The following is a 17,532-nucleotide window of genomic DNA, read 5'->3' as shown; positions in this document are numbered from 1 at the left end:
GCCTTTCCTCATCCCTGCCGCAACTCCTGATCTACTTCTTCACCTTATCCTTATGCCGGAAGCGAAGCGCCGACCATTTCTCGTCCACTGCCACGTTGCTGACCGGGCGGTAGTCGGAGATTTCATCCGCCAGCTTCCACAGCGAGTCGCGGTTAATGTCCGTCTTCACCTTCGAGGATTGCTTCGGATAGGTTACCCAGAATACCGCATCCTCCTTCAACAATGCGAGCGCCTGAGGGAATTGCTCCCGCACCTCCGAGCTGCTGCCGACAAACAGCATGACGAATTCATACTTCCCGTCCGCCGTGCGATCCGCTTCGACCCCGAGATCGAAGCCCTCCGGAACAGAGCCGATGACCAGGGCTCGTCCTGTTTTATACTTCAGCTTTTTCAATAATTCTTCGGACACCTTTGCCCACATCCTTCAAGATGATTGATTAGCCCAAAGTATACCCGAAACCGCAGCAGCACATCAATACCGGGCAGGCGATTCGCGGCCGAGGGTTTGGGTTAAGTTTACCTTACGAGATTTGTCACAGTTTTAACCGATCTGTAACAACTTCCAAAGAGACGTCATGCTATTATGGATCCATAAGTGAAATAAATCACAACAACCTTGAACAGATTGTGAATATTTTCTCAATGTGTGTCTTTTTTGTGAAGGGAGTGCTTACCTCATGAGTAAAATTAGGCTAATTGCATTGCCGCTGTCGCTGATCCTGGTTCTGCTGCTTGGCGGCTGCGTACCGAACATGGTGGTTTTCAACCCGCAGGGTCCGGTGGCGCGAAGCATCCTCGACCTGATTAACTGGTCGCTCGTCTGGATGCTGCTGGTTGTTGTCGTAGTGTTCGGATTGTTCGGTTACATTGTGTGGAAGTACCGGGAGAAGCCGGAGAACAAGGACTATGAGCCTCCTAACGAAGAAGGCAGCCTGCTTCTGGAGATTGTCTGGACGGCGATTCCGATTCTCATCATCATTGCCTTGACGATCCCGACGGTCAAGAGCTTATACGACCTCGAAGGTGTTCCGAAGGGCTATGAGGAGAAGAAGCCGATCACGATTCACGTCACCTCGGCCGACTGGAAATGGATCTTCAGCTATCCGGAGCAGGGCATCGAGACCGTCAACTATGTCAACATTCCTGAGGATACGCCGGTGCTGTTCAAGCTGACTTCGGCCAGCACGATGCAGTCCTTCTGGGTTCCTGCACTCGGCGGACAGAAGTATACGATGGGCAAGATGGAGACGCAGATGTACCTCGTCGCCGACCATCCGGGCTCTTACATGGGACGCAACACGAACTTTAACGGCCGCGGCTATGCGGATATGGAGTTTGAAGTGCTGTCGCAGACGCAGAAGGATTGGGACGAATGGGTAGCCGAGGTAGGCCGTACCGCACCGAAGCTGACCGAAGAGAAGTACGAGGAGCTTCTGAAGCCGACGCATCTCGGACGGATGACATTCTCCAACACGCATCTGGCTTGGGTGAACCACGCGGATCCGGACTCGAAGTCATACACCAACCCGGAGCTGTACCAAAGCGGGCATGGGTATAAAGGAAAGATATTCGAAGAAGAAGACAACTACAAAAATAAAGGCACGGAATCGTCTAACCAGCCTGCGCAGACAACGCCAGCTGCACCGGCGACGAAGCCTGCCGTAACTGAGAAATCTGCTGGGGGTGAGCACCATGGGCATTAAATGGAATGAATTCTTCATCACGGGAGATCCGCTGATCTTAGGCTCCCAAATCGCCATTGCATTAACCATGCTCGGCATCGTTGGAGGCGTCACTTATCTTCGGAAGTGGAAGTGGCTCTGGAGAGAGTGGCTGACTACCGTTGACCATAAGAAAATCGGCATCATGTATATTTTGTCCGCCGTGCTTATGTTTTTCCGCGGCGGCGTCGACGGCCTCCTCATGAAGGCCCAAACCTCGCGCCCGGATATGACGTTCCTGGATGCGCAGCACTATAACGAGATTTTCACTACGCATGGTGTCATCATGATTCTGTTCATGGCGATGCCGTTCCTGATCGGTCTTATGAACGTAGTGATTCCACTGCAGATCGGCGCTCGGGACGTAGCCTTCCCGCAGCTGAACGCGCTGAGCTTCTGGCTGTTCTTCAGCGGAGCGATGCTGTTTAATCTCAGCTTCGTCATCGGCGGCTCGCCGGATGCAGGCTGGACTTCCTATTTCCCGCTGGCGGGCAAGGAATTCAGTCCGGGTATAGGAAACAACTATTATGCCGTCGCCCTGCAAATCGCGGGGATCGGTACGCTGATGACCGGGATTAACTTTATCGTCACGATTCTGAAAATGAGAACCAAAGGCATGACGCTGATGAAAATGCCGATGTTTACATGGACGACGTTCATCACATCCGTCATTATCGTCGCTGCGTTCCCTATCTTCACCGTTGCGCTTGCTTTAATGACATTTGACCGCCTGTACGGAACGCACTTCTTCACGCTGTCCGGCGGCGGGATGGATATGCTGTGGGCAAACCTGTTCTGGCTGTGGGGCCATCCCGAGGTGTATATCGTAGCGCTTCCTGCGTTCGGTATTTTCTCGGAGGTTATCTCCACCTTCTCACGCAAAACGCTGTACGGCTACAAGTCGATGGTCGTCTCCATCGTCGGGATCGCCCTGCTTAGTATGCTTGTGTGGGTGCATCACTTCTACACCATGGGTGCCGGACCTGCCGTCAACTCGTTTTTCTCGATTACGACGATGATGATTGCCGTGCCTACGGGCGTGAAGATGTTCAACTGGCTCTTCACGATGCGCAAAGGCCGCATCAAAATGACAACCGCCATGCTGTGGGCGCTCGCCTTCGTCCCATGTTTCGTCATCGGCGGGGTTACGGGCGTCATGCTTGCAATGGCTTCGGCGGATTACCAGTACCACAATACCTTGTTCCTGGTGGCGCACTTCCATTACGTGCTCATTCCGGGCGTTGTGTTCGCGGTGTTCGCAGGCCTGTACTACTGGTGGCCCAAAATGTTCGGTCACATGCTGAACGAGCGCATCGGACGCTGGCATTTCTGGCTGTTCGTGATCGGCTTCAACCTGACGTTCTTCCCGATGTTCTTCCTCGGTCTGAACGGTGCCGTAAGACGCGCTTACACGTTCTCCGCGGAATCCGGCAATGCGCCGCTGTTCCTGCTGTCGGCTATCGGCGCGCTGATTCTTGCCGTCGGCTTCGCGGCCTTCTGCTACAACATCTACTGGAGCCTGCGCTTTGCCAGCCGTCAGGTGCCGTCGGATCCGTGGGATGCAAGAACACTGGAGTGGGCGACCGCTTCTCCGGTGCCGCATTACAACTTCGCCAAGCTGCCTGAGGTGAAGGGCTTGGACGCCTTCTGGCATATGAAGAAAAATAACGAGGGCTTGACCCTGGACCATAAAGAAATTGAAGAGATCCACATGCCTAGCAACTCGGGTCTTCCTATCATCATGAGCGCCGTCTTCGGCGTCGCGGGCTTCTTCCTTGTCTTTGAATGGCATATTGCCGCCGCAGTAGCCGCAATCGGCATCTTCGCCGGACTGATCGTTCGCTCGTTCGATTACAACGAGGGGTACCATGTGCACAAGGAAGAAATCGAACAAACGGAACGCAAGTGGAGAAATCGCAAAGGTGAGGTGAATCGTTATGTCGGCTAACACGGCTCACGGACACGAGAACTCGTCGCTCCCTATGGAATACCGGGATGCGCAGGGACGGATGAATATCCTGGGCTTCTGGATTTTCCTCGGCGCGGAGATTATTCTTTTCGCAACACTGTTCAGCGTATATGGCGTGCTGTTCGACCGGTATGCCGGCGGACCGACGCACAAGGATTTATTTATCATGAAGGATGTCATGATCCAGACGGTGCTGCTGCTTACGAGCAGCTTCACCTGCGGGCTGGCCATTCTTGAAATGCGCCGGAACTCCCTGAAGGGGCTGCTCACTTGGCTGATCATCACGCTCCTCCTGGGCGCAGGGTTCGTCTATATGGAAGTGAACGAGTTCATGCACTACGTTCACGAGGGCGCCACGATGCAAACCAGCGCTTTCCTCTCGAGCTTTTTCGTTCTGCTTGGGACCCACGGACTTCACGTTTCCATGGGGATCGGCTGGGCGATTCTGATCATCATACAGCTGCTTCGCCGCGGCATTACGCCGGTGACGGCACGCAAGACGTTCATTATCGGGCTGTACTGGCACTTCCTTGATGTGGTATGGATTTTCATCTTCACGTTCGTCTATCTGAAAGGGCTGGTGATATAAGATGGAGCGGAAGCAAACGGGGAAATTCCCACTCGGCCATGTGCTCGGATTCCTGCTCTCGCTGCTGATGACCTTCTTGGCAGCCATCGTTGCCCTGAAGACCAATCTCAGCTTCCAGGTCATTATGTGGATTATCGGCACTTTGGCTGTCGTGCAGGCGGGGCTGCAGCTGTTCATGTTCATGCACGTGACCGAGGGAGAGGATAAAAAGTCCCAGGTCATCAACATCGTGTATGGAGTGCTGATGGCCGTTGTGATCGTACTCGGCTCGATCTGGGTCATGTCGTTCGGAGGCGGCGGACACTATCATTAATTGGTTGTCTACGCATAACAACAAGAAAAAAGGGCGCGCCCTTCAGTCTTCGATGACTGGGGTGTGCCCTTTTTCCTCTACCAGTGCAAGCACAAGGCCGAACATATACAGGAAGACGGACGAGATAACAACGCCAATGCCGCTGTATAAGATATAGTCCGCTGTCATATCGGTTGTAAAGAAGCTGGTCAGCACGACGAGCATGCCCGCGATGCAGATGGCCGGTGCGACCCGATTCGTGAACTTCAGCGATCTCGCTTGGTTGTCGGTCATAATCCTCACTCCTTCAAAGGATAGGTGGATACGCTTACCTTCTATTGTATGCACGTTCACAGTTTTGTCAAACCTTATTTTTCACAAAACGTACAAAAATAGTTGGTAACCCGATCCAGAAATCCTGCTTGCGGCCCCTTATTACTTATGTCATAATTGACATGCTATGTAACCATTATCCCTGCCGCAATGGAGAAGTGATCTAGTGTTCCGTCGTGTTCACCAATTGTACGCTGCCCACCGAAACCGCGAATGGTTCTACTTGGTCCCGCTGATGCTGTTCGCGCTGTTCATGCGATTTCGCCACTTGTATCGAGTGTACTATTCCCCTGCGGGCCTGCCCCACTCCGACGACAGCAAGTGGTATCTGGATTACGCCTACCGTCTGCTGAATGACTTTCAAATCGGCTTGACCATTAATGATATTTTATATTTTGGATATAATATACTCCTCACCGTACTTCTAGGGCTTCTCAAAAGCCAAACGGCCATTATTTTCCTGCAATGCCTGGTTTCCGGCTTGTCGGTATTTTTTGTATATCACATCGCGCTGAAGCTGTTCAACCGTACGACAGCGGTTGTTGCTTCCCTGTTCTATGCTAATTCCTGGGGCGTCTCAATCTGGTCCATGTACATCCTGTCCGACAGCTTCTTCATCAGTCTGCTGCTCGCATGCGTGTACTTGCTCTTGGTTGCCTTCGAAACCCGAAGACGCAAGGACATCCTCCTCTTCGCTCTAAGCGCATTGTATATGCTCATCTTCCGGCCGACCGGGGTCGTTTCTTTGGCGTTTATTTTCCTGTACATCCTGATTCGCCTGCCCCAGCCTGCTGTACGCGCCTTTCTTGCGAGGTACAAATGGCTGCTCGGGGGCGGTACGGCGACTGCATTGCTCGCTGTCCTCGTGCTCTTGTTCACCGGCAAGCTGGACCCCTTCGTCGGCTCCCTGCAGTTCAACGCCAAAATGGTGCTGTACAACGTCTACGCCCACGGCTGGATTTATGATAAGGCCACGCCTTATGATTATTTTTACAAGCCGGATTATGCAATTAATATATTGAACAGCTTGGTTTTAAGTTTTATAATCAATAATTGGGACCATGTGTCTATCTTATACGGGAAACGAATGATCGGCTTTCTCGGCTGGTGGGTGTGGAATGTCCGTTTGACGAGCCTTTCCGGCATCCTCAGCTTTGCCTGGCACCTGCTTCCGACCGTGCTGTTTCTTACCGGAACGGTAGCCGCGATCAAGAACGGGCTGTTTCGTAAGGCATCCATTGTCTGGTTATCCGTCTTGGCCGTCTTCCTATTTTGTATTTTCTTATTCATCGATGGAATGTACAGGTATAAGGCACCCGCATTGCCGTTCCTAGCCATTGCGGCTGCTTATGGGACCGACAGAATCATTCAAGGCATTATTGTGTTTTCCAAAAAATTTGCGGGGATGCTGACATTATGGAACAAGAAAAAATTTTGATCGTCATTCCGGCCTACAATGAGCAGAACAACATCTTGAAGGTCATCACGGATATCCGCACAAGTCTTCCTCATGCCGGCATTCTGGTGATCAACGACTGCTCCAAGGACAGCACGTCTTCCGTAGCACGGACGGCTCCCGGCGTTCATGTCGTGGACCTTCCGTATAATCTGGGGATCGGCGGCGCGGTGCAGACCGGCTTCAAGTTCGCCAATAACCGCGGCTATGATTATATGGTTCAAATCGACGGGGACGGCCAGCACATGGCCAAAGAGGTAGAGAAGCTGTATCACGCCATGCAGCGCACAGGCAGCGACATGGTGATCGGTTCGCGCTTTCTTGATATTCGCTCGTTCCGAACCTCCTGGTCCCGCCGCATGGGCATCAAGGTGTTCTACTACCTGTTCCGCATGCTGATTCAGACCAAGGTGACGGACAGTACGTCGGGCTTTCGCATGTATAACCGCAAGAGCATTGAATTGCTTAGCCGGATTTACCCGGACGACTACCCGGAGCCGGATGCCATCATCGTTCTGAACAAGCACAACCTGCAAATCTGCGAAGTCGGCGTGGAGATGAGAGAGCGCGAGCACGGCGAATCCTCCATTACCCCGCTGAAGAGCCCTTACTATATGGCGAAGGTGATCCTGTCGATCTTCTTTTCCTATACCAGAACTAGGTGGTGAAAGCGCTATACAAGCCGAACATCTATACAGTGTACAGCTGATGGGCGTAGCGTTTAGTCTGACCATGATCATTTCCGTTTTCTTCATGGTTAGAGCGCGCATGATTCGAGAGAAGTATGCCCTCGTCTGGTTCCTGATCGGACTCTTCACGCTGGTGATGTCCGTATTCCGGGACCTGATCGACTGGTTTTCCGACCTGATCGGCGTCGATTATGCTCCTTCGGCTTTCTTTGCGATCTTGATCGTTTGCGCTTATCTGCTGCTTCTGAATATGAGCGTCAGTATCTCCGGCATCAAGATGCATAATAAAGCCCTGACCCAAGAACTCGGATTAACAAAGCTTAAGCTCGAGGAGCTTGAGAAGAAAATAAATGAGGCGGGATTATAATTAATTATTTGATTCTTCTGGCCAGCGTCAGCATGACGGTGCTTGCCAGCACCCTGCTGAAGATCGGCAGCAAATCGATTCACTTCGAAGGCGCGTTATGGGGCATTCTTATGGGCTACATCACCTCGCCGCTCATTATCGCGGGCTTCGCCTCGTATGCGGTAGGAGCCGTGCTCTGGGTCTATTGCCTTGCTAAGTTTGACCTCAGCTATGTCACCTTCGTTTCCAGCTTTCAATACGTACTGCTGATTGCAGTATCCCTGCTTGTGTTCCATGAACACATCAGTCTGATGAAATGGTCCGGCACGGCATTCATCATGATCGGTGTCATCCTGTGGATGAAAGGATAGTGCACCGATGTTCCAATGTGTAGCTTATACCGAAGCCATGAAGGAAGCGTGGGATCGCTATGCGCTTTCGCAAGGCACGATATATCATACGACCGCCTTCCGGCAGCTGCTGATCGATTCCTTCGGTTATCAGTGCAGGTATCATGCGGTTATAGATGAGCGCGGAAGCATCCAGGCGCTGATTCCTCTGGTTGCAGGCCGCAACCTCGGTCTGAGACGCATCGGTGTCTCATTGCCCTTTATCAACTACATGGACCTCTGTGCGGCGTCGGACGAAGCGCTGCAGGCTGCTGCCGATTCGCTCAAGCGGCTTCGGGAGCAGGACAAGCTCGCCTACGTAGAGCTTCGCCTGAAGGAGGACCGTCTGCCCGATGCCTCGGGATGGAAGTCTCATCTGCACAATCACACCTTTGTGCTTCCTCTCTATGAGGATGAAGAGCAGGTGCTTGCCCTTTCGACCGGCAGCAACCGCAACCACGTGCGCAAAACCTATAAGAACGGATGGTTTACCTCATCCTTCGATCCGGGGCATCTCCCGGAATTTTACAAGGTATATGTCCGGCGAATGAAGCAGCTGGGCTCCCCGGCGCCGAAGCTGCGCTTCTTCGAAAGATTCTTTGAGCTCCTGCCGGACAACGCCTTCCTGTTGACGATTCACGATTCGTCGGCTGGACAAGTCGTCGGCGGCATGCTTCTAATTTCAAGTCCCGGCAACGCCACCCTGTATTACCCTTACGGGGCCAATCTTGTAGAGTACAACAATAAGTATTTGAACAACTACATGTACTGGGAAGCCATAAGGTTCGGCATCCGCAGCGGACTGAAGTCGCTTGACCTCGGACGCTCGCAGACCGGCTCGGGCACTTACAAGTACAAGGAGCAATGGGGTGCGAAGCCCGAGCAGCTGACGTATCTCATCTATGACGGAGACGGCAGCTCAAGCCACCCCGGTCCGCCCGACAAGGAAAGTCTCCGCTTCTTTATCGAGCTGTGGAAGAAAGCGCCAAGCTTTATTACCGATTCCGCAGGGAATTATCTGATCAAGTACCTTATGCCTTAGGCAGCACGGAAGGATGCACAGTAACCATGAGTTCGAACCATAACAGTTGGAAGCAATATTTTGATAACAAAGCGGAAACGCACGGCGCCTCGGTTAAGTCCTCCGATTACTTCGACGACGAAAGCTTCTTCATGCAGCGGGACAACACCCTTCGTTGGCTGGGTGAGCTGAAGGACGCCGAGGTACTGGATGCCGGCTGCGGCGTCGGTGCATTCAGCGAGCCGCTTGTGAAGCACAATACCGTCTACGGCGTAGACTTCTCCGTGAAAAGCCTCGAGTTCGCAGCCAAGCGAGGGCTGGTGACGATGTCTGAGGATCTGACGGCGCTCCCCTTCGAGCAAGGCAAATTCGACGTGGTGATGTGCATCGGCGTCATTCAGCTCATTGAAGAGTATCGTAAGGTGCTGGATGAGCTGAGCCGGGTGACGAAGCCGGGCGGTACGCTGCTGATCCAAACCCTGCATAAGGGCTCGGTTCAAAGGAAGCTGCTTCGCCTGTTCGAGAAAACGAAAAAATTCGATCGTATGTATGCGATGAACGAGCTGAAGCAAGTATTCGAGCAGAACGGCTTTGAGAATATCGAGTTTCTCAAAATGTACCATCCGTTCAAATTTACGACCAAGGGCAGCTCTACCGGGTCGCTATCCGACCTGTTCTGCACCTCGTTCGCCATTAAGGGGCGTAAACGAAAGTGACTAAGACCGGCATCGATAATATGCTTACGTTCGATATAGAGGAATGGTTTCACGCGAACTATGACCACATCAACCCTGATGATTATCGGGGCAAAGGCTCCAAGTTCCGCGCGCATATGGATTCGCTGCTGCAGCTCTGCAGCGATACCGGCTGCAAGGCCACCTTCTTCACGCTCGGCTGCATCGGCGAGGACTATCCCGATGTTGTGAAGGCCATTGCACGTGAGGGGCATGACGTGGCTTCCCACGGCTACGGCCACCAGCTTGCCTATAAGCAGACGATCGGGGAGTTCAAGGCAGACGTTGCCAAATCCGTCGCCATCCTCGAGGATCTCACCGGAACGAAGGTGCTGGGGTACCGCGCTCCCTCCTGGTCGATCGTGGAGAGTAATCTGCACTACCTCACCGCTCTGGAGGAGCTTGGGATGGTGTATGATGCGAGCATCTTCCCCGTAAAAACGTTCCTGTACGGGATTCCGGATGCCCCTCAGGACATTCACAAGCCCAAGGTCAACGGCAAGGAGCTTGGCATTTATGAAGTACCGATGTCCGTCATGCAGGTGCTTGGGCGGAATATCGGCTACTCCGGCGGCTTCTACTTCCGCTTCTTCCCGAGACTGCTGATCAAACAAGCGATCCGCTCTGCGAACCGCAATGGCAAGAGCTCTATCGTCTATCTGCACCCTCGTGAGATCGATGCCACAGAGCAGAAGCTCAGCTTGCCGGCTAAGGAAGCATTCATCCATTATTACAACGTCGGCGGCACCGAGGCGAAGCTCGACAACATCCTGCGCAGCTTCCGCTTCACGTCGATCTCCGAGCATTTGCGCAAGCAGCATGGGGTCATGCTGTGATTCTAACCTTTTTCTATTTGTATGTGCCTAGATTATCGCACGGGAATATGAATCGTAGTTGAAGGAAACCTGAAAATTTGCTGAAAGCTCGCAGTTCGGCTCTGGCGATCCTGGCTATAATAGAAAAGCACCGATGTCTCCTTTGGCGGAGGAATCGGTGCTTTCTTATTACTGCAGGCCCTTGTAAAGTGCCGTCAGCAGGTCGCGGTTCGCGTTATCCTGCGGCAGCGTCCAGATCATCGCTCCGGCAATACCGGTATTCTTGATATAAGCTGCCTTGTAGCCCATGGATTCCGGATCATCGTAGCTGATAAAGCTGGTTCCGTTGAACAGATACGGTACCTTCGAGGCCGTATGGAAATATCTTGTATACCCCTGATTCAAATATTTCGCCACGATCTCGTCATAGGACAAGGAGGTCCCGCCGGAGTACGTTTGGTATAAACCGTTATTGCTATTCTTGACGTTATCATATTTGTAGCCGTAGAACGGAACCCCCATGACCAGCTTGCCTGCCGGTACGCCTGCATTCAGATACAGCTGCACGGCATCCTGCACGCCCATGTCGTATGCGAAGCCGCTGGCCGGATCCTTGTACAGAGGCGCGTTAAGGCCTGTCTTCGACTCCCAGGTGCCATGAATGTCATAGCTCATGATGTTGACGAAATCTACGGAAGCCTGCAGCTTGCCGGCCTCAACATTATTGAGATAGTAGGACCCTGCTGCTCCTGCAAAGCTGAGTAGATATGTCTTGCCGTCCTTCGCCTTCTGGGCATCCAGCTTCTCGCGAAGCTTCTGCATCAGTAACGTGAAATTCTGTTTGTCCTCCGGACGGCGCACATTATCCGGCATACCGCCAGATACCGGGTATTCCCAGTCAATGTCCACGCCATCGAAGCCGTATTTCAGGAGAAAAGCGACTACGCTATCAGCGAAGGCCGTGCGGGAAGCATCCGATAGAGCCACGTCGGAAAATTTGCCGGACCACGACCAACCCCCAACGGAGATCAGCGTCTTCAGATGAGGATACTTTTGCTTCAGCTTAAGCAGCTGATTGAAATTCCCGAAGAAGGGCTCGGTACCGGTATCGTCAGGAAAGCGCTTCTCTATGTCGGCATACGAATCACCCACGGCGATCTTCAGATCGGGGCCGATGTTCGCAAAAGCATAATTGATGTGGGTCAGTTGCGACCCGTCCAAATCGGCAACTTGCTTGCCGCTGTATGTAGACCAGCCGGAATAGTAGCCAATCACCGCCTTCGCCGCCGATGGCGTCGGAGTTGGGGTCGGAGTTGGACTCGGTTCCGGCGCAGGAGCGGTAGGGGTGACTAAGGTGGTCACTGTAACAGCATTGCTGGATGGTGATACGTTCCACGCCGCATCCGCTGCCTTTACACTGAATGAATATGTCTTACCTGGGCTTAACCCCGTCACGGAATAGGAAAGGGATGTAGTTTTCCCCTTCAGTGTCGTCCCCTGATATACCCAATAATCGGCGACCTTCACATTATCGGTTGCGGCGTTCCAAGCCAAGGCTGCCGTTGTCTCGGTAACGCCGGTTACCTTGAGTCCTGTAGGAGCGGTGGGGGCTTGCTTATCCTTTGCGGCATAAGCATGAGGAGTGACGATGGAGAAGACGAGTGCAACAATCATAGACACGACAAAAACATAACGAAAAGCTAGGTTTGTTCTCAAGCTGCTTCCTCCCTAATCTAGTTGTTGACCTACACTAGCTTTATCGGAAGAAAGGAACGCAGCGGAGATAGAGCGGAGGTACTGTAATTTATGGAAGCAGGGTATAGGTATTTGGATGCTTTCACAGAAGCCTTTTAGGCAGAGAGCCGCATCTGCAAGAAAGAAAGGGAGCCACGGCATGATGCCGGGCTCCCAATTTTCTATATGCTGTTACACCTGGAACGCACTCACCTTATCCTGCAGCTCTTCCGCCGTGGCGGCCAGCATAGCGGCGGAAGCCGCCATCTCCTGTATGGAGGCCGTCTGCTGTTGTGAAGAAGCGGCAACATCGTGAGTATTGGCCGCGATGGCAAGGGTCATTGCTTTCATCTGCTCAATCGCCGAAACGACTTGTGCCGCATCATCGGCTAATTGAACAATTCGGGCGGAAACCTCTTGAGACTGCGAAGAGACATGCTGAATGGATTGATGGATATCGGCAAAGGCCGTACCTGCGTCATTAACAAGGGAGATGCCCTCTTTGACCGCAGTATTGCCCTCCTCGACCGAGTTTGAAGGACACTTCTCGTAATCATTCCCTTACCCGCTTGCGACTTCTCCGAGGAGTCACCCGCACTCATAGTAACGCTTTGTACGCTCTCCGAAATCTCCGCCATTTGGCTGGTCATCTCCCGAACAATGCCGAAGCTCTGTGCTGCTCGTTCGGATTCCACCTCGGAGGCTGCAGCTACCTCCGAGATGGATTCGGAGATCGACATTGAAGTTTGCATCGTCTGCTCAGAGCTAGCGGTCAGCTGCTCGGAGGCTGCTGCGACGGTTTGCGAAACAAGCGCAACGTCGGTGATGATAGATTTGAGGTTGCCCACCATGACCTGGAAGTCCGCTGCAAGTGCTCCTACCTCGTCCCGATTCTTGACCGGCAGCCCGACCGCCTGGAGATCACCTGCGGCAATCCGCGAAGCCTCTTGCGCGACCCTTTCGATCGGCTTGCTGATATGTCTCGATAGAATCCAGCTAACGGCCAAGCCGACGAGCAATGCAATCGACACAGTCACGGCGAGATACGTAAGAACGACGTTAGCGCCGCTGTTGTAGTCCATGTAGTACGAACCCGCGCAGATAACCCATTTCCAGGTCGACTACATTTTACTACAAACTTTTCTAGTTTTTTTGTGTCACCAAATGTTTCCATGAACCTATTTTTCGTATAAGAAACGCCCCTGTCGAAGCCCTTTAAAGTAACTTTTTAGGAAGCTTTCTGTATTGGTGCCTTCCCGCATTTGCGCAGCTTTTTCCCACGAAAAAACCACCGTCTGCCCTCAGACGGTGGTATCGTTCGAATTCGCTGTATCTACATCAATGACATCCAATAAGAACACGAAGATCGGTATGCCCAGGATCAAGCCCCAGATCCCCATGTAATGCTCAGAGAAAATTAACACGATGAAGGTATAGAACATCGGGAGGTTCATTTTGTGTGACATCAGCTTGGGGTTGAGGAAGTACCCTTCCAGAAAGTGCAGCACCGCGATCACCACCAAAACATAGATCACCAACGTCACGCCGCCCAGGTTATAGCCGATGATACATAAAGGAATTAAGGAAATCAGAAAGCCGGCAACCGGGATTAAGCTGAGCAGAAAAATCATGATCGACAAGGCGAATAAGTATGGAAAGCCCAGAATCCATAAGCCGATCACGGTAAATACCGTATTGAACAGCGCGATAAGCACCTGCGCCTCGATCACTTTGCCAAAGGAGAGAATAAACTTCTTCCCGAAGTACTCCAGCTCCTCGTACAGCCAAGAAAGCTTACTTGCCCTAAGTCTGGTGGTGAACGAGACGACCCGATTCTTCTCGAGGATAAATACAAGGCTCAAGATGGTAGCCATTACGAAGGTCGTTCCCCAATTGCTGATTCTCAGGATATAGTCGAAGCTGTGCTTGACGTAGGATTGCAGGTCCAAATCCTTCACATAGCGGTAAACGAACCGAGCCACTTCATCCTGAGGCATCGGCATGTTATTCAAGCCTACCAGCAAGTCCTTAAGCTGCTTCGCCTGAATGAATACCTTGGGCCAATAATTAATAATGGCGGTAACCAGCATGGTCACCATAGCCGCGTACAGAAAGATGATGATCACTTTGCTGTTGATGACGACGAATTTGCTTAAGCGCTTCGATAACGCCTTCTGGAAGCTGTTCATGATGTAGGCGATCAGGAAGGTTAATAGAACCAAATTCAGCATATCTCTGATACTGAAAAGCAGCAGGCATATCACCGCCAGGATGATAAATCTTCGCACCGTTAAATCCGCTAGAAACCGCTTTACTATTTCCATCCGTTCAACCCCATCTATGGTAGCGTTCCTCCTTAGTCTACCGCATTCAAAATGGTCAATGCAATAAAGTTGTGAAGATTGTTGAATCCTGGGACGAAAATATCACGCTAGGGCAAAAAGATGGTATATAATGAGAAGAAAGTCCTATTTATACGTAAGAGATTGGGTGAACCTATCATGCCGCATACAAAGAGAAACCGGAGAACGCTGCGTAAGCGTGTGCGCCGGCTGATGTATTTTTCGACATTGATCAACATCTTGGTGTTCGGGGTGATTCTTCTGGTGATCGTCACCCAGATGTTCCGGCCGCTGTCGGAGACCGCCGCTAAATTTATTGGCAGCAGCATCGCGCGGGATATGAACTCCCCTGCCTTCCTGAATCAATTCGGCATTGCTGGCCTAGAGCAGTTCGATCCTGCTGCGGATAGTGCTAAGCAGTGGATGAAGACCCATCTGGAGGATGTGGCCACCCAAGAAAAGTTCATCTATGCCATGCATAGGGACGAACACGGGGTTTGGGGCGAGAAGCGGCACGACATCATACTCCTCGAGGTACGGATTCAGGACCGGGTCCTGTTTTCCAACGTGCAGGACGTTACGTCTACGCTTGAGGAGACAGGCCCTTGGGTAAGCAAGATCGTCGAGCTCTACAATATTGAATCGAAGCACCCGTTAGTGGATGCTCAAGGAGAGACGATCGGCAGCGTAACCGTGGGCATTAATCCGCTTGTGGGCTTCGGGCTGCTCATGGCGGCCGTCGCCTCACTGCTGCTGCTGATCATTGTCGTTCTGTTCCTGTCCAAGCTGGTCAGCTCTCTATTTACCCTGCCGATTATTGCCCCGATCGACCAGCTGGAATGCACGATGAAATCGCTCGCCTCCGGAGAAGACGTCGAAACGACGATCAGCTCCACGGTCAAGCTGAAGCGCCCCCTGCGCGAAATCGAATCGCTCATTGATTCCACAAATACCATCATGGGGAAAATGAAGAGCTACACCGAGCTTATGAGAGATCAGAATGAAGAGCTCGAAGCCCAGAAGCTGGAGCTGGAATCACAGCGGGATGAGATGGAGGCGCAGCGGGATGAGCTCGAGGCGCAGAAGGAGGAGCTCCTCCGATCGCAGGAGCATATCCAGGAGGCGAAGCGCAAGCTCGCCCTTCAGGAGAAGTCGCTGCGCAGCCTGCTGAACAACGCAGGGCAGGGCTTCCTCTCCTTCGGCGCGGATCTGCGCGTTCGCGAGGAATACAGCCTGGAATGCGTGAAGCTCTTCGGGGCAGGATTAGCCTCCCGCCCGTTCCCCGAGCTGATTGCTCCCGCTGACACGGAACAAATGACCTTCCTTAGGAACCTCCTCAGCAAGCTGTTCCAGGAAACGGAACCGGCCAAACGCGGATTATATGTGCCGCTGCTCATCGATGAGATTCAGATCGATAACCGTCATATCCAGCTGGAATACAAAATGATCCCGGAGACGGAGCCCGGGGACGGGGAATCCTGCATGGTCATCCTGACCGACGTGACGGAGAAGCGGCTCTTGCAAAGCCAGATGGAGCAAGAACGCAATACGCTCAAGATGGTAGTGAAGGTGGTGGTCGGCTATAACGACTACTCCGAATTGGTCCGTGAGTATAAGGAATTTACCGGCGAGCGCGTAAATGCCTTATTCAGCGAGGAGGTACCGCTGGATGCGGCTCTGTTCGAGCTGTTCCGGCAGCTGCATACGTTCAAGGGCAATTTCGCCCAATACGGCCTGACCTACGCTGTGGATCAGCTTCATGAGGCGGAAACCATCGTAGCAGAGCTATGCAAAGCCTCCGATACGCAGTCGCTGGAGGAGGTGCGGTCCGTGCTGGCCGGCTTCCGGATGGGCGAATGGCTGGAACCGGAGCTGGAGGTTCTTCAGAGCTTCCTCGGCGATACGTTCTTCGGGCAGGATAATGTCCTGTTTATCGATAAAACGAAGATTGTGGAGATTGAGAAGAAAATGGTCGCCACCCTCTCGACCGCGGATTGCCAGGTGCTGCTGCCCGAGCTTCGGAAGCTGCGCTTCAAGCCGTTTAAAGAGCTGCTGCGCAGCTATCCTGAATATACGGCAGGGCTGGCGGAGCGTCTTGATAAGATGATCGAGCCGTTCGAGATCGAAGGCGATGAGGTGCTGTGCGATTCCGAAAAGTATGCCGACTTTGCCCGCTCGCTGGTCCACGTGTTCCGCAATATGGCGGATCACGGCATTGAGTGCTGCAACGAGCGGGAGGCCCAAGGCAAGCCGGAGCTGGGCCGCATCCGCTGTGAGGTTCGACAGGAGGAGAATACGATTCGGGTTACCGTCAGCGATGACGGACGAGGCATTTCGGCGGAGCTGGTGAAGGCTAAGGCGATCGCCAAGGGATTGATCATAGACGAGGCCGCCGCCGCGATGTCGGAGGAGACGCTGCGGGAATTCATCTTCCATGAGCAGCTTAGCACGAAAGAGGACATTACCGAGCTATCCGGCCGTGGGATCGGTCTCTCGGCGGTGAAGCTGGAAACCGAACGTCTCGGCGGCACCGTAGAGGTGGCTACAGAAGTCGGGCAAGGTACCTCCTTCACATTCCGCCTGCCGTTCGAGGCTGTGTCCGAGGTTCCGCAGCTGGAGGCTGTTTCCATGATGACTCCGCTGGCCGAGACGGCAAAGCAGTTCTTCCGGGAGCAGGTCGGTCATTCGCTTGATGCGCAGACCCCGTTCCAGCTCAGTGCGGAAGATAAGGTATCCCTTCGGAACATCACAACCTTCATTGGCGTGAAGGGGGCGCTTGAGGGCAGATTCGTCCTCACGATGGACGAGTCTTTGGCCTCCGCAACCGTTCGGTCCCTTGTTTACGGCAGCCTTAGTGATGAAGAGGAGCTGCAGCTTGCCGAGGACACGCTCGCCGAGGCATCCAACATCATCCTTGGCAATTCGATAAGCCGTTTCCCCGAGCTGGAGCCTTACATCGTCATTGAGCCTCCGATTACGCTCCAAACCCCGGGCGCTTCGGTCAAGTATGCCGACGCCGCGATATGGACCTGCCGAATGGCGGGCGTGGCCGGTTCTTTGCAGCTCAGCCTGATTTTAACCAAGAAACCTGATCTTTCGTAG

At 52.9% G+C, this 17,532-nt stretch carries 18 protein-coding genes; 12 read left to right on the top strand and 6 right to left on the bottom strand.

The features are described from left to right. Positions 1-31: 31 nt before the first annotated feature. A complete protein-coding gene (locus QMO62_RS19805) occupies positions 32-409 on the bottom strand; it encodes a hypothetical protein (RefSeq protein WP_284643575.1) in 378 nt (125 codons plus the stop codon). 268 nt (positions 410-677) lie between these two features. Between QMO62_RS19805 and qoxA the strand changes: the two genes are divergently transcribed. The 4 genes from qoxA to qoxD are packed head-to-tail and all read left to right on the top strand — an operon-like array spanning position 678 to position 4,592. Beyond that, a complete protein-coding gene (gene qoxA / locus QMO62_RS19800; RefSeq protein WP_284643573.1) occupies positions 678-1,703 on the top strand; it encodes a cytochrome aa3 quinol oxidase subunit II in 1,026 nt (341 codons plus the stop codon). Continuing rightward, positions 1,693-3,669 carry a cytochrome aa3 quinol oxidase subunit I gene (gene qoxB, locus QMO62_RS19795; RefSeq protein ID WP_284643571.1) on the top strand — a complete coding sequence of 659 codons (1,977 nt, stop codon included), beginning with the start codon at positions 1,693-1,695 and terminating at the stop codon, positions 3,667-3,669. The genes qoxA and qoxB overlap by 11 nt, the downstream gene beginning before the upstream one ends. Further along, on the top strand, positions 3,659-4,279 hold the full coding sequence (qoxC, locus tag QMO62_RS19790; RefSeq protein WP_284643569.1) for a cytochrome aa3 quinol oxidase subunit III: 621 nt from the start codon (positions 3,659-3,661) through the stop codon (positions 4,277-4,279). The genes qoxB and qoxC overlap by 11 nt, the downstream gene beginning before the upstream one ends. A 1-nt stretch (position 4,280) precedes the next feature. Continuing rightward, positions 4,281-4,592, top strand: coding sequence for a cytochrome aa3 quinol oxidase subunit IV (gene qoxD / locus QMO62_RS19785; protein ID WP_284643567.1), 312 nt, complete (start codon positions 4,281-4,283; stop codon positions 4,590-4,592). 42 nt (positions 4,593-4,634) lie between these two features. Here the strand turns inward: qoxD and QMO62_RS19780 are convergent, their stop codons facing one another. Further along, a complete protein-coding gene (locus QMO62_RS19780) occupies positions 4,635-4,865 on the bottom strand; it encodes a hypothetical protein (RefSeq protein ID WP_284643566.1) in 231 nt (76 codons plus the stop codon). 205 nt (positions 4,866-5,070) lie between these two features. On the opposite strand from QMO62_RS19780, the gene QMO62_RS19775 reads away from it, so the two are divergent. From QMO62_RS19775 to QMO62_RS19745, 7 genes are read left to right on the top strand one after another with little or no spacing between them, the layout of a single operon-like run. After that, positions 5,071-6,342: a glycosyltransferase family 39 protein gene (locus QMO62_RS19775; RefSeq protein ID WP_284643565.1), complete on the top strand. Its 1,272-nt coding sequence runs from the start codon at positions 5,071-5,073 to the stop codon at positions 6,340-6,342. After that, entirely contained in the window at positions 6,321-7,028 is a 708-nt protein-coding gene (locus tag QMO62_RS19770) for a glycosyltransferase family 2 protein (RefSeq protein WP_284643563.1), read from the top strand. Before QMO62_RS19775 ends, QMO62_RS19770 begins: the two co-directional genes overlap by 22 nt. A 40-nt stretch (positions 7,029-7,068) precedes the next feature. Next, positions 7,069-7,416, top strand: a complete 348-nt coding sequence (locus QMO62_RS19765; RefSeq protein WP_284643561.1) for a DUF2304 domain-containing protein — start codon at positions 7,069-7,071, stop codon at positions 7,414-7,416. An 8-nt stretch (positions 7,417-7,424) separates the two neighbouring features. Continuing rightward, positions 7,425-7,766: a DMT family transporter gene (locus tag QMO62_RS19760; protein ID WP_284643560.1), complete on the top strand. Its 342-nt coding sequence runs from the start codon at positions 7,425-7,427 to the stop codon at positions 7,764-7,766. Positions 7,767-7,773: 7 nt separating this feature from the next. Continuing rightward, complete coding sequence (locus tag QMO62_RS19755) at positions 7,774-8,826, top strand: GNAT family N-acetyltransferase (RefSeq protein WP_284643558.1); 1,053 nt, start codon at positions 7,774-7,776, stop codon at positions 8,824-8,826. Between the two features lie 26 nt (positions 8,827-8,852). Then, positions 8,853-9,521, top strand: a complete 669-nt coding sequence (locus QMO62_RS19750; protein ID WP_284643556.1) for a class I SAM-dependent methyltransferase — start codon at positions 8,853-8,855, stop codon at positions 9,519-9,521. Beyond that, a complete protein-coding gene (locus tag QMO62_RS19745; RefSeq protein WP_284643554.1) occupies positions 9,518-10,375 on the top strand; it encodes a DUF3473 domain-containing protein in 858 nt (285 codons plus the stop codon). Before QMO62_RS19750 ends, QMO62_RS19745 begins: the two co-directional genes overlap by 4 nt. A 168-nt stretch (positions 10,376-10,543) precedes the next feature. Here the strand turns inward: QMO62_RS19745 and QMO62_RS19740 are convergent, their stop codons facing one another. The 4 genes from QMO62_RS19740 to QMO62_RS19725 all read right to left on the bottom strand — a co-directional run bounded on the left by QMO62_RS19740 (position 10,544) and on the right by QMO62_RS19725 (position 14,412). Next, positions 10,544-12,070, bottom strand: coding sequence for a glycosyl hydrolase family 18 protein (locus QMO62_RS19740; RefSeq protein ID WP_284643552.1), 1,527 nt, complete (start codon positions 12,068-12,070; stop codon positions 10,544-10,546). Between the two features lie 210 nt (positions 12,071-12,280). After that, positions 12,281-12,439, bottom strand: coding sequence for a hypothetical protein (locus tag QMO62_RS19735; RefSeq protein WP_284643550.1), 159 nt, complete (start codon positions 12,437-12,439; stop codon positions 12,281-12,283). A 38-nt stretch (positions 12,440-12,477) separates the two neighbouring features. Beyond that, positions 12,478-13,170 carry a HAMP domain-containing protein gene (locus tag QMO62_RS19730; protein ID WP_284643548.1) on the bottom strand — a complete coding sequence of 231 codons (693 nt, stop codon included), beginning with the start codon at positions 13,168-13,170 and terminating at the stop codon, positions 12,478-12,480. Between the two features lie 219 nt (positions 13,171-13,389). Next, on the bottom strand, positions 13,390-14,412 hold the full coding sequence (locus QMO62_RS19725) for an AI-2E family transporter (RefSeq protein WP_284643546.1): 1,023 nt from the start codon (positions 14,410-14,412) through the stop codon (positions 13,390-13,392). Positions 14,413-14,589: 177 nt separating this feature from the next. On the opposite strand from QMO62_RS19725, the gene QMO62_RS19720 reads away from it, so the two are divergent. Continuing rightward, complete coding sequence (locus QMO62_RS19720; RefSeq protein WP_284643545.1) at positions 14,590-17,532, top strand: ATP-binding protein; 2,943 nt, start codon at positions 14,590-14,592, stop codon at positions 17,530-17,532.

It is taken from the genome of Paenibacillus silviterrae, from assembly GCF_030167925.1.
In the GTDB taxonomy this organism is placed as follows: Bacteria; Bacillota; Bacilli; order Paenibacillales; family NBRC-103111; genus Paenibacillus_G; species Paenibacillus_G silviterrae.
Note: the sequence above shows the minus strand (reverse complement) of the source record. Positions and strands in the feature narration are given on the sequence as shown.

Excerpts from the sequence above, each read along its gene's own strand:
- qoxA (WP_284643573.1), top strand. The coding sequence starts at position 678 with ATGAGTAAAATTAGGCTAATTGCATTGCCGCTGTCGCTGATCCTGGTT.
- qoxB (WP_284643571.1), top strand. The coding sequence starts at position 1,693 with ATGGGCATTAAATGGAATGAATTCTTCATCACGGGAGATCCGCTGATC.
- qoxC (WP_284643569.1), top strand. The coding sequence starts at position 3,659 with ATGTCGGCTAACACGGCTCACGGACACGAGAACTCGTCGCTCCCTATG.
- qoxD (WP_284643567.1), top strand. The coding sequence starts at position 4,281 with ATGGAGCGGAAGCAAACGGGGAAATTCCCACTCGGCCATGTGCTCGGA.
- QMO62_RS19780 (WP_284643566.1), bottom strand. The coding sequence starts at position 4,865 with ATGACCGACAACCAAGCGAGATCGCTGAAGTTCACGAATCGGGTCGCA.
- QMO62_RS19770 (WP_284643563.1), top strand. The coding sequence starts at position 6,321 with ATGGAACAAGAAAAAATTTTGATCGTCATTCCGGCCTACAATGAGCAG.
- QMO62_RS19765 (WP_284643561.1), top strand. The coding sequence starts at position 7,069 with ATGGGCGTAGCGTTTAGTCTGACCATGATCATTTCCGTTTTCTTCATG.
- QMO62_RS19755 (WP_284643558.1), top strand. The coding sequence starts at position 7,774 with ATGTTCCAATGTGTAGCTTATACCGAAGCCATGAAGGAAGCGTGGGAT.
- QMO62_RS19750 (WP_284643556.1), top strand. The coding sequence starts at position 8,853 with ATGAGTTCGAACCATAACAGTTGGAAGCAATATTTTGATAACAAAGCG.
- QMO62_RS19735 (WP_284643550.1), bottom strand. The coding sequence starts at position 12,439 with ATGAAAGCAATGACCCTTGCCATCGCGGCCAATACTCACGATGTTGCC.
- QMO62_RS19730 (WP_284643548.1), bottom strand. The coding sequence starts at position 13,170 with ATGGACTACAACAGCGGCGCTAACGTCGTTCTTACGTATCTCGCCGTG.
- QMO62_RS19725 (WP_284643546.1), bottom strand. The coding sequence starts at position 14,412 with ATGGAAATAGTAAAGCGGTTTCTAGCGGATTTAACGGTGCGAAGATTT.
- QMO62_RS19720 (WP_284643545.1), top strand. The coding sequence starts at position 14,590 with ATGCCGCATACAAAGAGAAACCGGAGAACGCTGCGTAAGCGTGTGCGC.